Source organism: Kangiella sediminilitoris, assembly GCF_001708405.1.
GTDB classification, from domain to species: Bacteria; Pseudomonadota; Gammaproteobacteria; order Enterobacterales; family Kangiellaceae; genus Kangiella; species Kangiella sediminilitoris.
The window spans coordinates 786,811-801,082 of the sequence record NZ_CP012418.1; the positions used below are offsets into that span (position 1 = coordinate 786,811).

The 14,272-nt window shown below is 43.6% G+C and carries 15 protein-coding genes; 10 read left to right on the top strand and 5 right to left on the bottom strand.

Going from position 1 to position 14,272, the window contains the following annotated elements; translation table 11 throughout:
• Nucleotides 1-142: 142 nt before the first annotated feature.
• Nucleotides 143-724: a superoxide dismutase [Fe] gene (sodB, locus tag KS2013_RS03645; RefSeq protein ID WP_068989896.1), complete on the top strand. Its 582-nt coding sequence runs from the start codon at nucleotides 143-145 to the stop codon at nucleotides 722-724.
• Between the two features lie 53 nt (nucleotides 725-777).
• On the opposite strand, the gene KS2013_RS03650 is transcribed toward sodB, so the two are convergent.
• Complete coding sequence (locus tag KS2013_RS03650; protein ID WP_068989899.1) at nucleotides 778-1,215, bottom strand: potassium channel family protein; 438 nt, start codon at nucleotides 1,213-1,215, stop codon at nucleotides 778-780.
• A gap of 162 nt (nucleotides 1,216-1,377) precedes the next feature.
• Here KS2013_RS03650 and KS2013_RS03655 point away from each other — a divergent pair, with 162 nt between their 5' ends.
• Complete coding sequence (locus tag KS2013_RS03655; RefSeq protein WP_068989901.1) at nucleotides 1,378-2,721, top strand: DUF2157 domain-containing protein; 1,344 nt, start codon at nucleotides 1,378-1,380, stop codon at nucleotides 2,719-2,721.
• The gene (locus KS2013_RS03660) at nucleotides 2,721-3,284 is read left to right on the top strand and encodes a GDYXXLXY domain-containing protein (RefSeq protein ID WP_068989908.1); all 564 of its coding nucleotides are present in this window, start codon (nucleotides 2,721-2,723) and stop codon (nucleotides 3,282-3,284) included. The genes KS2013_RS03655 and KS2013_RS03660 overlap by 1 nt, the downstream gene beginning before the upstream one ends.
• 49 nt (nucleotides 3,285-3,333) lie before the next feature.
• Here KS2013_RS03660 and KS2013_RS03665 read toward each other — a convergent pair whose 3' ends face one another.
• Both KS2013_RS03665 and KS2013_RS03670 read right to left on the bottom strand, forming a co-directional pair.
• Nucleotides 3,334-4,140, bottom strand: a complete 807-nt coding sequence (locus KS2013_RS03665) for a dioxygenase family protein (RefSeq protein ID WP_068989911.1) — start codon at nucleotides 4,138-4,140, stop codon at nucleotides 3,334-3,336.
• Between the two features lie 68 nt (nucleotides 4,141-4,208).
• A complete protein-coding gene (locus tag KS2013_RS03670) occupies nucleotides 4,209-4,652 on the bottom strand; it encodes a DoxX family protein (RefSeq protein WP_068989913.1) in 444 nt (147 codons plus the stop codon).
• A gap of 115 nt (nucleotides 4,653-4,767) precedes the next feature.
• Here KS2013_RS03670 and KS2013_RS03675 point away from each other — a divergent pair, with 115 nt between their 5' ends.
• From KS2013_RS03675 to KS2013_RS03705, 7 genes are all read left to right on the top strand, one after another.
• Nucleotides 4,768-5,673: a LysR family transcriptional regulator gene (locus tag KS2013_RS03675; protein ID WP_068989916.1), complete on the top strand. Its 906-nt coding sequence runs from the start codon at nucleotides 4,768-4,770 to the stop codon at nucleotides 5,671-5,673.
• A gap of 290 nt (nucleotides 5,674-5,963) precedes the next feature.
• The gene (locus KS2013_RS03680; RefSeq protein ID WP_068989918.1) at nucleotides 5,964-6,290 is read left to right on the top strand and encodes a hypothetical protein; all 327 of its coding nucleotides are present in this window, start codon (nucleotides 5,964-5,966) and stop codon (nucleotides 6,288-6,290) included.
• A gap of 204 nt (nucleotides 6,291-6,494) precedes the next feature.
• Complete coding sequence (locus KS2013_RS03685; RefSeq protein WP_068989920.1) at nucleotides 6,495-7,661, top strand: porin; 1,167 nt, start codon at nucleotides 6,495-6,497, stop codon at nucleotides 7,659-7,661.
• Nucleotides 7,662-7,739: 78 nt separating this feature from the next.
• Nucleotides 7,740-8,267 carry an FMN-binding protein gene (locus KS2013_RS03690; protein WP_068989923.1) on the top strand — a complete coding sequence of 176 codons (528 nt, stop codon included), beginning with the start codon at nucleotides 7,740-7,742 and terminating at the stop codon, nucleotides 8,265-8,267.
• Nucleotides 8,264-9,028: a PepSY domain-containing protein gene (locus KS2013_RS03695; RefSeq protein WP_068989926.1), complete on the top strand. Its 765-nt coding sequence runs from the start codon at nucleotides 8,264-8,266 to the stop codon at nucleotides 9,026-9,028. Before KS2013_RS03690 ends, KS2013_RS03695 begins: the two co-directional genes overlap by 4 nt.
• 58 nt (nucleotides 9,029-9,086) lie before the next feature.
• Nucleotides 9,087-9,269, top strand: coding sequence for a hypothetical protein (locus KS2013_RS12145; protein ID WP_407656667.1), 183 nt, complete (start codon nucleotides 9,087-9,089; stop codon nucleotides 9,267-9,269).
• A 17-nt stretch (nucleotides 9,270-9,286) separates the two neighbouring features.
• Nucleotides 9,287-9,727: a cytochrome c gene (locus KS2013_RS03705; RefSeq protein ID WP_068989933.1), complete on the top strand. Its 441-nt coding sequence runs from the start codon at nucleotides 9,287-9,289 to the stop codon at nucleotides 9,725-9,727.
• A gap of 132 nt (nucleotides 9,728-9,859) precedes the next feature.
• On the opposite strand, the gene KS2013_RS03710 is transcribed toward KS2013_RS03705, so the two are convergent.
• Together KS2013_RS03710 and KS2013_RS03715 are read right to left on the bottom strand one after the other, a co-directional pair.
• Nucleotides 9,860-11,125, bottom strand: coding sequence for a ribonucleotide-diphosphate reductase subunit beta (locus tag KS2013_RS03710; protein ID WP_068989937.1), 1,266 nt, complete (start codon nucleotides 11,123-11,125; stop codon nucleotides 9,860-9,862).
• 103 nt (nucleotides 11,126-11,228) lie between these two features.
• Nucleotides 11,229-14,099, bottom strand: coding sequence for a ribonucleoside-diphosphate reductase subunit alpha (locus KS2013_RS03715; protein WP_068989939.1), 2,871 nt, complete (start codon nucleotides 14,097-14,099; stop codon nucleotides 11,229-11,231).
• Nucleotides 14,100-14,272: the final 173 nt, after the last annotated feature.

Consider the following 14,272-nt stretch of genomic DNA (forward strand, 5'->3'; position numbering starts at 1 on the left):
ACAATCTAAATGTCAAAATTTGCGCAATTCGACAAATATATAATGGCTTTATAGTCCGATACTTATATTCTATTGGGTCGTTAATATGAACGTGGTAGAATACACACTTTATATTTATAGCGTGAATAATCAGGAGATTAACATGGCAATTGAACTACCTGCATTACCTTATGAGCGTGATGCGTTAGCACCTCATATCTCGGAAGAAACGATCAACTATCACTATGGCAAACACCACAATGCCTACGTGACTAACTTAAACAAAATGATCGAAGGTACGGACTTCGAAGGTAAAGACCTTGAAGATATTATTCGTACATCGGAAGGTGGTGTGTTCAACAATGCTGCACAAGTTTGGAACCACACTTTCTATTGGAACAGCTTGAGCCCTAACGGCGGTGGCGAGCCTTCAGGTCCACTTGCTGATGCGATTAATTCTGCATTCGGCTCTTTTGCGGACTTTAAAGAGAAATTCACTGCAAGCGCAGCTGGCAACTTCGGTTCAGGCTGGACTTGGTTGGTGAAAAACTCAGCTGGTTCACTTGAGATCGTAAATACTAGCAACGCGGATACGCCGATTACTAACGCAGGTGTTACTCCGTTGTTGACAGTCGACGTTTGGGAACACGCTTACTACGTTGACTATCGTAACGCTCGCCCAGAATATTTGAAAAACTTCTGGGAACTAGTGAACTGGGACTTTGCTGCGAAAAACTTCGGTTAATAGCTGTCCTGCACTAGATGATATAAAAAGCCCAGCACTTGCTGGGCTTTTTTTTATTTAATGTTTTTCCAGTGCTTTTGCATTTCTATATAGAGGAAAGATGCGCTCCAGGCGATAAAAACCAGTCCAACCAAAGCTTCTGTACCAGCCATAAATTGAATTGGACCCAGGGGAACAATATCACCATAGCCTAAACTGGTGTATGTAGCGAAAGAGAAGTACAGACAATTAAAAAAACCTGTAATGATTTCTCCTGACTCATTCACTAGATGATTGACGCTACTGTGTTCAGTGATCAGGTAGTAGCCTATACCAAATAACCAGGTCTCAACGGTATGCGCCACAAGTGCCACCAGAACGCTGGCAGTCACCCGATAACGGCCGGGAATGTTCAGTAAAATGTTTAACCTTGACAGCCTGTAGAGCATTTCATAATGGATCATCACGCAAAGTGAGATGATTAGCAGAGAAGCAAATAATATAAACCACATACAACATCCATTATTGATATTTTGATTTCATTGTAGCGAAACTGTTCTCATTGTGCAGAGGAATTTAAATCTATTGCCTGATGTAACAAATACCGGGAAATCAGAGACATATGTACTGATGAAGGGAATAGTGTATAGTGATTTCAAACCAAAGGAGGTGCCATGGCTACAGAGCATAATAAAAAGAGCATATCTAGGGAGCGTCATAGCTGGCTTCAACAAGAGTCCGAAAGCTGGAAAAATACAGGGTTAATTGACCCTGATACTCAACGACAAATTCTACAGCAATACCAGTCAGCTTCCGGAACCCACGTTCAGCAACATAGTTGGAGTAACATCCTGCTGGTATCCTTAGGAGCGTTACTAATCGGTGGTGGGGTTATTCTCCTGCTCGCTCATAACTGGGAATCCTTTGGCAAAATGACTCGAACGATTCTGTCGTTCTTACCACTGGTTCTTGCCCAGTCTTACTGTTGGTACGGAATACAATATAAGCCTAAGTCGCAGGCGGTTCTGGAAACTGCGGGTGTTCTGCTTTTCTTTGCTGTTGGCGCAAGCATCTCACTGATCAGTCAAACCTACCATATCTATGGTGATTTAGAGCGCTTCCTCTTGGTGTGGCTATTATTAGGTTTGCCTATCGTTTACACCATTCGCTCAGCGACAACCTTGATGCTGCTCTCAGGTCTCATCCTTTGGTTATGCTTTATGGAGCGTGAACCTTACTGGCTCTTTTATGGCGCTCTGGTCCCTTATTTATACAAGCTTTATCGCAGTAACAGCCGTAATCTTCTGGCCTGGGCCTGCTGGTTTGCCATTATTGGTCTTCTATCTTCGGTTGTATACGGTAGCGCTTATTATGCCTCGCCGCTGGATCATTGGAGTATCTATATTTCTTTGGCGCTGGGCTGCGCTTTATACGCACTGGGGTACTGGACGTTCGGCTTTGAGAACAAAAAGTTTTGGGGCAATCCACCGGTAAGTCTTGGTTTAATGGTTATTGGTTTTGTCAGTTTGATGTTTACCTGGTACGGCCGAACCTTGCCTGTCGATCTGTGGCAGCTGGAGAGACCGATGACGGCTAATGAGTACACCATACTGGGTTTATTTGTAGCATGCTTTATCGGCGTCATACTTTTTATCAGCCGTTACGCCAAGCGTTTGTCAGTATCACATTGGGTGGCTCTAACCAGCTTTGTTTTCGTTATCCTTGGCATTATCGATTTTTACTTTGATATTGGTGAGCACATCTTTGTTGTACTCTCCAATCTTTATATCCTAGTGGGCTCAGTTATATTAATGTATCTCGGGATACAGCAAACTCGACTGATGATTCTTAACGGTGGCCTGATATGGTTTAGCTTTTTAGTATTATTCCGATTCTTTGATAGTGACATACCTTTTATGGCAAAGGGTATTATTTTCATCGGAGTGGGTGCAGCATTTATTGTGGCCAATATCTGGTTTAAGAAAAAACAACAAAGCAAAATCGAGGAGGGTGAATAATGAAACCGTTAAAACTTGTTATCCTCGTTATGTTTGCTATCCAGCTGGGAGTGCCTGCATATATGATTTATAACCAGCATGTCATACTTTCTGAGGGAACGGTTTATAAATTTAAAACACGACCCATCGATCCCAGGGACCCCTTCCGCGGACAATACGTTACTTTGAGATATGAAGCCAACCAGCAGCCAATTGCTTATCCTGAGCCGCTGCGAGAGGGTGAAACAGTATATGCGGTAGTCTCTAATAATAAAGATGGATTTGCCGAAATTAATCAATTGTTATTGCAGCCACCAAAAAGTGGTGACTATATTAAAACGACCATCCGCTGGGGAACTAAAGAGCGTGGTTACCATATCTCACTGCCTTTTAATCGTTACTATGCCTCTGAGAAAACAGCTCCAAGTATAGAAAAAGCGGTCTGGAGTGGACGAAGGCAGGAAGTTAGTAACGTCTATGCCGAAGTTAATGTCCTTGATGGTGAAGCGACTCTAAAAGAACTTTATGTTAATGAGTTACCCATTCGAGAGTATTTGGAACGCTCGCCCTCTGAGCAGAATTAAGGATAGCCATCAAATACCAGATTAAATCTAACGGTCGAAGCCCCAACGGTTAAACCAAGGGGCTGCCTGATTGATAGGCATCAAGGCTCAGAACATGATTCTCCATTGAGTGATGGAGGCGGCTAATCGGTTCGTCAGGATGAGTCAGTCCCACCATGCAAAGTAACGGATAAAAATGCTCAGGGTAGGGGTGATTAAATGCTGCAAATGGTGCTTTCGATTGATAATCTAATAACTCACTATGTCGCCCTTGTGTGAGCGTCTCATGAACCCATCCATTAAACGCTTCTGCCTTCTCGCCAAGATTTGGCTCCGACGCGGCTTTGAAGTAAGCGCGAAGATTATGTGTTATCCCCCCAGAGCCAATAAAAAGTATCCCCTCCTGCCGTAGTCCTTTTAGCTCTTGTCCCAACTGGTAGTGGTACTGTGTATCAAGGCGACTGTTAATCGACACTTGTACAATGGGTATATCAGCTTCAGGATAGATCCATTTTAGAGGAACCCAGGCCCCATGATCCAAACCTCTGTGCCCGTCCAGAGTGACATGGTAACCCGCACCGGACAAATTTTCGGCAATCGCCCTTGCGATCTCGAAGTCTCCAGAGGCAGGATATTGAATTTCATAGAGCTGTTTTGGGAAGCCATTAAAGTCATGGATCGTTTCAAATTTTGAGCCACTGGTAATATGTATTGAGTCGGATTCATCATAGTGAGCAGAAAAGATAACAATGGCCTTCGGTCGTGGCAATAACTGGCCGAGTGAAGTGAAAAATTGTGTTGTATCATTATCCTGCACTGCCAGCATGGGGGAGCCATGAGATAGAAACAAAGTAGGCATGGTGCTGTATTTGGACATAAGCTATCACCTCTGACTGTTGAAGGTTTATCCGCTGACACATGTATCAGCGGACAATTGGTATTGGACTAATTATTCAGTTTGCGGCCTAACACCTTGTCTATTGATAGTCGACCAGCCCCTGATACAGCCAGTGAAACTGATGCAGCCAGTAAGATTAAGGCAAACTCATAACCATTGTTGCTAACAAATAAACCATTACCAATATGTACGGTCATTGCCACTAGCATAGTAAATGCAGTTAATATTGCAGCCGGACGAGTTAACAGGCCTATAAACAGTGCCAATCCACCAAAAAATTCAGCGCTTCCGGCTAATAAGGCCATGATATATCCAGGTTCAAAACCTATGCTGGCCATCCACTGTCCAGTACCTTCAAGTCCATAACCACCAAACCAGCCAAATAATTTTTGAGCACCGTGTGCCATAAAAATAATTCCAAGCGGTAAACGAATAAATAAAGGCGCCCAACTGTCTGAAGCTGGCATCAGCTTGTTCATAATATTGTTCATAACAGGATCTCCAAAAGTAAATTTAAATCATCATTTCGATGATTAGTACTTTACTGGTAAATGATTTGTTGATAAATATTGCTTATGTTGAATTATTATCAATAATTTGTTGATTATGAATAAGCTTGACTGCATGAAAGCGTTTATTTCGGTGGTAGAGCAGGGTTCTTTTACTGCTGCCGCGGACAAGCTGGACTTGTCCCCACAGCTCATTAGTAAATACGTCTCTGCTTTAGAGAGGGAGCTGAGCCTGCAGTTATTGCAAAGAACCACAAGGCGAGTATCTGTTACTGAGGTGGGAAGAGCCTACTGTGACAGAGCGCGACAAATATTACTTGAGCTCGAAGAGCTAGAGCAATCGGTTCAGGACGAGAGTAGTAAACCGAGAGGAGTTTTGCGTATTAGCGCACCAATGTCTTTTTCTACGCTCCATTTGGGAGAGGCGCTGGCATCTTTTCAAAAACAGTTTCCAGATGTCCTAATTGACATCCAGTTAAGTGACAGAAAAGTTGATATCATTGAGGAAGGATTCGATCTGGCTCTTAGAATCGGGAGGCTTTCTAGCTCATCCTTTATCGCCAGGAAGATTGCTCCCATCAGGTTAGTAACCTGTGCTTCTCCCGATTATTTAAAAAAATATGGTACACCTGAAACTCCGTCAGACTTATCCAGGCATCATTATCTGCACTACAGCTATCGGGATTCATCGGAACCTTTAGTTAGTGGCTCAACCAGAGCCTTTCCTTACTTAAAAGGAAATCATTATATATCCGCGAACAACGGTGAAGTACTGGCCAACGCCGCCATTGCTGGAGCTGGAATTATAGTACAACCCACCTTTATTGTTGGTCCGGCCATAGCTGCGGGGAAGTTATCGGTAATCTTATCTGACAATGAACCTGAGCCCTTAGGTCTATATGCGTTATATGCTCATCGCCGCTATTTATCCCACAAGGTTAGAAGCTTTATCGACTTTCTTGGTAATTATTTTGGTGATCCCCCTTACTGGGATGCTCTGTAACATTTTGTAGCATTTTAGTCTTGAGGTAGATCCAGTAAAGGCGTAGTCTGTATTTATGCATACAAAATGCATATACAAACTATGATAAATATAATTACTCAGTCAATGGAATTGACGCGGAAACTAAACGGGTTTATTGCTTTGAAGGTGCCAAACACTCAAGGCAGAAATTCTTTTTGTTCTTACGCTTTCATAATTCCTTTCAAGTTCTTATTACGCCAGTCGCTAGTACCCCCAGATATTATTAAAAAGCTATTCCCTGATTTATCACTAAGAACTAGGGGGGTAATATGCTATTGAAAGTGGTTGTCACTATTATCCTATTCCTAAGCTTTAGTTTTACTGTCCAGTCACAAAGCCTGGATGTCAACGTAACTATAACCCTTCCTCAAGAACAGCAAAGTGCTCGTCTCTATAACTTTCAATCTCGCGAATTCGACAGGGTACTATCCCCAGCAAATCTTACAAGAGATGAATGTTTAGCATACCTTCCCCCTATGAAGGGGCAGGCTGTAAAGCTACTGGATTTGTTTATTGCAAAAGGGAAATCCCCATATAGAGCTTTAACACTTGTCCATTTTAAAATACGTCACGCACGTAAAAGTAACAGCGAATAGAGTTATTCCTCCCGGCCGATAAGGCCTCATCTAAAGACTTTTTGTCCAAAAAGTAATATCTAAATTGGGCTTAGTATAAAAAAATCTATTGAGTTAAACGGAGTTCTAATTAATTTCTTAATATAAATAAGAATGATTTGCATTTGTATGTAGATTTGTTATAGTGCGCCAGCATTTTTACTAAAGCATTTCTAGGGGAATATTATGAAATTCAAATTAGCACTTGTGTCTGCGGCACTAATGGCTTGTGGTACTACTTTTGCCGCTGAACCAACAAACCAAGAATTATTGGATTTGATTGAGTCTCAGCAAAAAGAAATAGAAAACTTAAAGAAGTCAGTAGAAGAAACTGACAATAAAGCTGAAGCTTCTATCGAAGCCGCAGAAAAGTCGATGAGCAATGCTAATAGTTCAAAGTTATCTTTCGGTGGTTACGGTGAACTACACTACAATAATATTGAAGACAGTGAGTCGATTGACTTCCACCGTTTCGTGACTTTTATGGGTTATGAGTTCAATGATGATGTCCGTTTCTTCTCTGAATTAGAACTTGAGCATTCATTGGCTGGTGATGGCGCTCCAGGTGAAGTTGAGCTTGAGCAGGCATACGTTGAAATTGACGTAACTGATGCAACGTCGGTTAAATCTGGTTTGTTCCTTGTGCCAGTAGGTATTCTCAACGAAACTCACGAACCACCAACATTCTATGGTGTAGAAAGAAACCCAGTAGAAAAGAACATCATCCCAACAACTTGGTGGGAAGGTGGTGCTGGCGTAACATCTGAACTGGCTCCGGGCATCACGGCTGATTTTGCCATTCATTCGGGCTTGAATGTTTGGGATGAAGACACTGGTACAGCTGACTTTAGTATCCGTAGCGGTCGCCAAAAAGTGGCTAAAGCAAACGCAGACAGCTTTGCGTACACTGCGCGCATCAAGTACACTGCAATTCCTGGTCTAGAGCTTGCAGCATCGGTTCAACACCAGACTGATTTGACGCAAGGCGCTCTAAACGCAGATGCAAACTTATACACTGCGCATGCGATTTATAACGTTGATGGTTTCGGTATCCGCGCACTTTACGCAGGTTGGGATATCGATAGCGAAGAAGCAGAATTGACTGGCCAAGATAAGCAAGACGGCTTCTTTGTAGAGCCAAGCTACCGTTTCAACGATGAGTTCGGCGTTTTCGCTCGTTACAGCGAGTGGGATAACGTAGCAGGAAACTCAGTTGATACAACAATGGAACAGACAAACGTTGGTTTCAACTACTGGCCACACCAGGACGTTGTATTCAAATTTGATCTTGAACGCCGTGATGGTGCTCAGGACGGAGATGGATTTAACCTAGGCGTTGGTTACCAGTTTTAAAAGCCTGCTTTTTAAGCTGTAAATAGGGGCAGGCTTTATTTTAAGCCTGCCTTTGTTCGTTTAAAGAAGTGATACTTGATGAGTAAGATAAAAATACAATTAGCTTTCTTATTGTTATTAGGAGTAATAACAATACCGGCTATTGCTAAAAAATATCTGACAAAAGAGCAGTTTATTCAACAGGCTTTTGCCTCCATTGAAAATGGGAATGAGCCGACGATGAAGACGCTTTGGCTCGATGATAAAGTGCAGGCAAAGATCACAAAAATTTTAGAGCACTCGTATCCAAAACTTCGTTTACGATATTGGAAGTATGATGATCAAACCGTGTGGTTTCTGGACGAAATAGGGAAAGAACGTCCTATTAGTTTTGGCGTTAGTGTCAAATCACAACGTATCAATTTGATTAAAGTTCTGGAGTTTAGGGAGAGCAGGGGCGGTGAAATTCACATGCAGGCTTTTACCGACCAGTTTGAACAGATTAAGCTCACGGATGAATATAAACTCGATAAACATATCGATGGTATCACTGGAGCGACCATGTCGGTTGATGCAATGAAAAAAATTGCACGCGTTGCATTAATGCTGGATGAATTAGTTCAATGAAGAAAAAAAAGCATTCTTCAAACAATAACCGAAAGGGTCACTACCGAAAGTGGCATCGTCGTTTTGGAGTTGCTGCATCTATATTTTTACTAAACCTTGCGGTTACCGGGCTCCTTCTGAATCATTATGAAGCATTAAAGCTTCATCAGTCCTATATTACTTCAGATTGGTTGATGGATTGGTACGGTATAGAGTCTCCCGAATCCGTAAATTGTCTCCAGTCGAAACAAAAACGGGTTTGCCAGATAGGCGATCAAATTTATTTAAATGAGACTTTCTGGAAAGAGCAGGCTGATCCGATCCTACTGTTTAAGACGCTGGAGCAGGAAAGTTTACTCATAACATCATCCCATGCGTTTTGGTTAACTAAAGACTTAGCATTAATAGAAGATATATCTTTTGCTGAGGAATTAGGGAACACCATTTCATCTGCCGGTTTTATAAATGATCAGCTCACGGTTGAAACAACCAGCGGCAAGGGATATCAGTTTAATTCAGATTTCTTCAGTTGGGAGCAAACCAATTCTGCTCCGACATTAAAACGCCAAGCAGCAACAGAACCCACCCCTGCTTTAAAGGACACCCTGAGCAATGGGTATCGTCACAGACAAATTACCCACTTACGGTTTGTACAGGATCTCCACAGTGGCGCGGTCATTGGCTTAAGCGGGAAAATCACCAACGACTTAACTGCTCTAATCATTATCTGGTTAGTTATTAGCGGCTTTATCACCTGGTATCGTCGAAAAAATAAGAAATAAAGTGTCAGGTAGTCGAAGAAGCCATTCAACTTCATTCGGTTGACTTAGTGTAACCACCATTATGGGCCTTCTACCTCTGTTAGCGGAGACCAGCACCCAGGCTATCGCCATTAAGCCACTTGTAATTTCGGTAGTGTTTGGCCTGCTTACTTCTACCGTATTGGTGATTTTAGTGATACCACCTTTATATACATTATTATTTGAGTGGAAAAATAAAAACGTAATGGAAGCGTCAAATTAATTCTGGAGAGATAGACGATGATAAAAACAACTTTATTGGTATTGTGCTTAAGTTTTGGCTTGTCGGCGACAGCAGCAGAGAATAATAAGAAGAATGGATTAGTGCTTAAGCAGATTATGCTGAAGCTCTCTAAAGATATGTCAGCTATTGCTAACGCTATTGTGCTGGAAGACTGGGAAAGGGTACAGCAGCATGCGGACAGTATCGCCAACCATGAACAGGCACCACTCATTGAAAAGAGGAAAATTCTACAGTACCTGGGTGATGATATGGCGCAGTTTAAATCCTTTGACCAAATTGTTCACGACAAATCTGTTGAGCTTTCAGAGCAGGCAAAAAAAGGAAATTCAGATGCGGTGATTAAGGTTTATTCTGAAGTAATGCAGGGTTGTTTAGACTGTCATAGTCGTTTTAAACCTAGGATCCAAAGTCGCTTTTATAGCTTCAAGAAAGAGTAGAAGTATAAAGCTAATTTACATCAGTAAAACCTTCTACTTTTTCGTAACAAAAAAAGCCTGACAATTTCTTGCCAGGCTTTTGGACGAGAGGCTAATGTAACTACCTCTCCGTTCCCCCAAAACAGCAGATGGTTAGTCCCAGGATAGGGCGCCACCTGTTTGATACTCAATCACGCGAGTTTCGAAGAAGTTTTTCTCTTTCTTCAAGTCCATGATTTCACTCATCCATGGGAATGGATTCGATACGTTCTTGAACTGTGCTGGTAGGCCAAGCTGAGCCAGACGACGGTTACAGATGAACTGTAAGTATTCTTCCATCATGTTGGCGTTCATGCCCAGTACGCCGCGTGGCATAGTGTCACGTGCGTATTCGATTTCAAGCTGTGTACCTTCCAGAATCATTTGGATAACTTCCTGCTGGAACTCTTCTGTCCACAGGTGAGGGTTTTCCATTTTGATCTGGTTGATGATATCTACACCGAAGTTCAGGTGCATCGATTCATCACGAAGGATGTACTGGAACTGCTCAGCAACACCCGTCATCTTGTTGCGACGACCCATGGATAGAATCTGAGTAAAGCCACAGTAGAAGAAGATACCTTCCGTCACGCAGTAGAAGCCGATCAGGTTACGCAGTAATTCCTGATCCGACTCTGGAGTACCTGTTGTGAAAGCAGGGTTTGAAATACCCTGAGTATGCTTAATACTCCAGGCGGCTTTTTTAGCGATGCTTGGAACTTCGCGATACATGTTAAATACTTCGGCTTCATCCATACCAAGAGATTCAACGCAGTACTGATAAGCATGCGTGTGAATCGCTTCTTCGAAGGCCTGACGCAGGATGTACTGACGACACTCTGGGTTAGTGATCAACCTGTAGATTGCTAGTACCAGGTTGTTTGCAACCAGCGAGTCAGCCGTTGAGAAGTAGCCTAAAGAACGCATGACGATTTTACGCTCGTCGTCAGTTAGGCCGTTAGGATCTTTCCAGGTGGCGACATCTTTAGTCATGTTAATTTCTTGTGGCATCCAGTGGTTTGAACAGCCATCAAGATATTTTTGCCAAGCCCAGTCGTACTTGAAAGGAACTAACTGGTTCAAGTCTGCACGACAGTTGATCATTTTCTTGTCATCAACTTCGATACGAGCCGCACCCATTTCCAGCTCTTCCAGTCCTGGTGCAACATCTAGATTTTCCAGAGAAGCCTGTGCCTTAGCAACATTATCTAGTGCTTCTGGCTCGACATACTCTTCTGTCGTTGGCTTTGGCTCAACTGCAGCTTCAGGTTGTTTTGGCTGTGGAGCTTCCGCTGCTACCTCAGGCTGCTTTGGTGGAGTTTTCGGAGCTTTTTTCTGCTCCACTTTCTCTTCTTTGTCGTAGTCATCCCAGTTGAACATAATTTACCTCGTTAATGCTTTTGCTGTGTTGCTTATTTGTGTCACTCTCTTTGTTTGCAGTTTTGTTCTGCAAAAATGGGAGCGGTTAAGCTCCCATTGGTATTTACTGACAAGCCTCACAATCAGGATCGTCGATTGAGCATGCCTGTGGTGCAGCAGACCCGACAGGGGATGCAGACACGGCGTTTAGCTTGCCATCACTGATGGTTGATTTCTCAGTACTTGTCGCGCCCATTGAGCGTAAGTAGTAAGTGGTTTTCAGACCGCGGAACCAGGCCATGCGATATACCATGTCCAGCTTCTTACCGGATGGCTCACTCATGTAAAGGTTAAGAGACTGTGCCTGGTCAATCCATTTCTGGCGACGGCTGGCAGACTCAACTAACCACTTTGGCTCAACTTCAAATGCATTCGCAAATAACTCTTTCAGCTCTCCAGGAATACGTTCGATTGGCTTCAGGCTGCCTTCGTAGTATTTGAGGTCATTAACCATAACGTTATCCCAAAGGCCACGCTTTTTAAGTTCGCGTACCATGTAAGGGTTAACAACGGTGAATTCGCCTGACAGGTTCGACTTCACGTATAGGTTTTGATACGTCGGTTCGATTGACTGTGAGACACCTGTAATATTTGAAATGGTTGCCGTAGGAGCAATCGCCATTACGTTTGAGTTACGCATACCGACTTTCTGTACGCGCTCACGTAGTGTGTCCCAATCCATCGTGCTGCTGGTATCAACTTCGATAAACTCTTCACCACGCTCGTCAATAAGCTTCTGAATCGAGTCAATCGGTAAGATACCCTGCGACCATAATGAACCAGCGAAGGTCTCGTAAGAGCCGCGCTCTTCAGCAAGGTCAGTCGATGCTTTAATGGCATAGTATGAAATTGCTTCCATCGCATTATCAGCAAACTCAACCGCACCTTCTGAGGTGTATGGGATATTCTGGATGTATAGAGCATCCTGGAAGCCCATCATGCCCAGACCGACAGGGCGGTGACGCATGTTCGATTGACGCGCTGTCTCAACAGGGTAGAAGTTGATATCAATAACATTGTCCAGCATACGAACCGCTGTAGTTACTGTCTTTTCCAGCTGTTCTTTATCCAGCTCACCGTCAACCATATGTTTAGGCAAGTTGACTGAACCCAGGTTACATACTGCGATTTCTTCACCAGCTTTGGTGTTTAGCGTAATCTCAGTACATAGGTTTGAGCTGTGTACTACGCCAGCATGCTGCTGTGGTGAACGCAGGTTACAAGGATCTTTAAAGGTGATCCATGGGTGGCCTGTTTCGAACAGCATGGACAGCATCTTACGCCATAAGTCTTTCGCCTGAATGGTCTTGGCAGTTTTCATCTTGCCGTATTTCGCCATTTCTTCGTAGTACTCATAGCGATCTTCAAATTCTTTGCCGTATAGATCGTGCAGATCCGGTACTTCGTTAGGGCTGAATAGAGTCCACTCGCCATCGGTGCTGACACGCTTTAAGAACAAGTCAGGAACCCAGTTAGCCGAGTTCATGTCGTGAGTACGACGACGGTCATCACCAGTGTTCTTACGCAGCTCAAGGAACTCTTCGATATCGATGTGCCATGTTTCCAGGTATGCACATACCGCACCTTTACGCTTACCACCCTGGTTTACAGCGACTGCAGTGTCGTTGGCCACTTTCAGGAATGGTACAACACCCTGTGATTTACCGTTGGTACCCTTGATGTATGCACCAAGACCACGTACCGGCGTCCAGTCGTTGCCTAAACCACCAGCGAACTTTGACAGTAGGGCGTTATCTTTAATCGCGCCATAGATACCATCAAGGTCATCTGGAACGTTAGTCAGGTAACAGCTTGATAGCTGAGGACGAAGCGTACCAGAGTTAAACAGGGTAGGCGTCGAACTCATGTAGTGGAACGTTGATAGAATGTTGTAGAACTCAATCGCACGCTCTTCACGGTTCTCTTCGTTAACCGCGAGGCCCATTGAGACACGCATCCAGAATACCTGTGGCAGTTCAATGCGAACTTCGTCTTTGTGGATGAAGTAGCGATCGTAAAGTGTCTGAATACCTAAGTAGGTAAACAGTAAGTCACGATCCGGCTGTAAAGCATTACCCAGCTTTTCAAGGTCGAATGATAGAAGCTCAGGGCTTAATAATTCATGCTCAACGCCCACTTCAAGGTAAGCTTTGAATGCCTGTGGGTAAATAGCTGACATTTCACCGTGCGTCGCACGTCTGGCTACGCCCAGTTCACGCAATGCTTCGGTACGAATATTGTCTAGCAAGACACGTGCCGTCACATAAGAGTAGTTTGGCTCTACTTCAATCATGGTGCGAGCGGTCATGACCAGCGCCTGATATACGTCGCTCAGAGCAACGCCATCGTATAAGTTACGCATGGTTTCTTTGATGATCTGCTCGGCATCGACATCGCTTAAATTCTTACACGCTTCTACCACAACAGTATGTAAACGCTGGACATCAAGAGGCTTTTCTTTGCCGTCAGCGCCAGTGACCGTTACAGCATTATCGCCTACGATAGCATCAAGCTTATCGCTGTCACGCTCAGCACGCTCTCGTGCACGCTCTTCGCGATATAGAACGTATGAGCGAGCAACTTTCTGTTCACTGTTGCGCATCAAGGCCAGTTCAACCTGGTCTTGAATATCTTCAATATGGATTGTGCCACCGCCTGGCATACGACGTTCAAATGCTTCCGTGATTTGCTTAGTCAGCTGACGTACCGTCTCATGTACCCTTGAAGACGCTGCCGCGTTGCCACCTTCAACAGCAAGAAAAGCTTTTGTCATTGCCACTTCGATTTTGCTGTCATCATAAGGAGTCACCTTGCCATTACGACGAATTACACGTAATTCACCGGGTTTATTGGCTTGGATTTCAGGGCTTGCGTCCGAATGTTGAGTAGGGGTTGGTGCAGCTGCTTTTTGTGATTTGCTGACTTCGGTTTCCATCTTGCCTCCACAGACCTCTTGATGCTTTTTAACCACTCTCCATCCAGTCGATTGAGCGGTTAGATTAATACCATTATTTTTTGATTGCTTTTTATACAATATCAATGCGCTTTTGCAGTAAATCAACAAGTTAGGACAACTAGTTAATTCACTATATATAGGTGTTCAAAAGC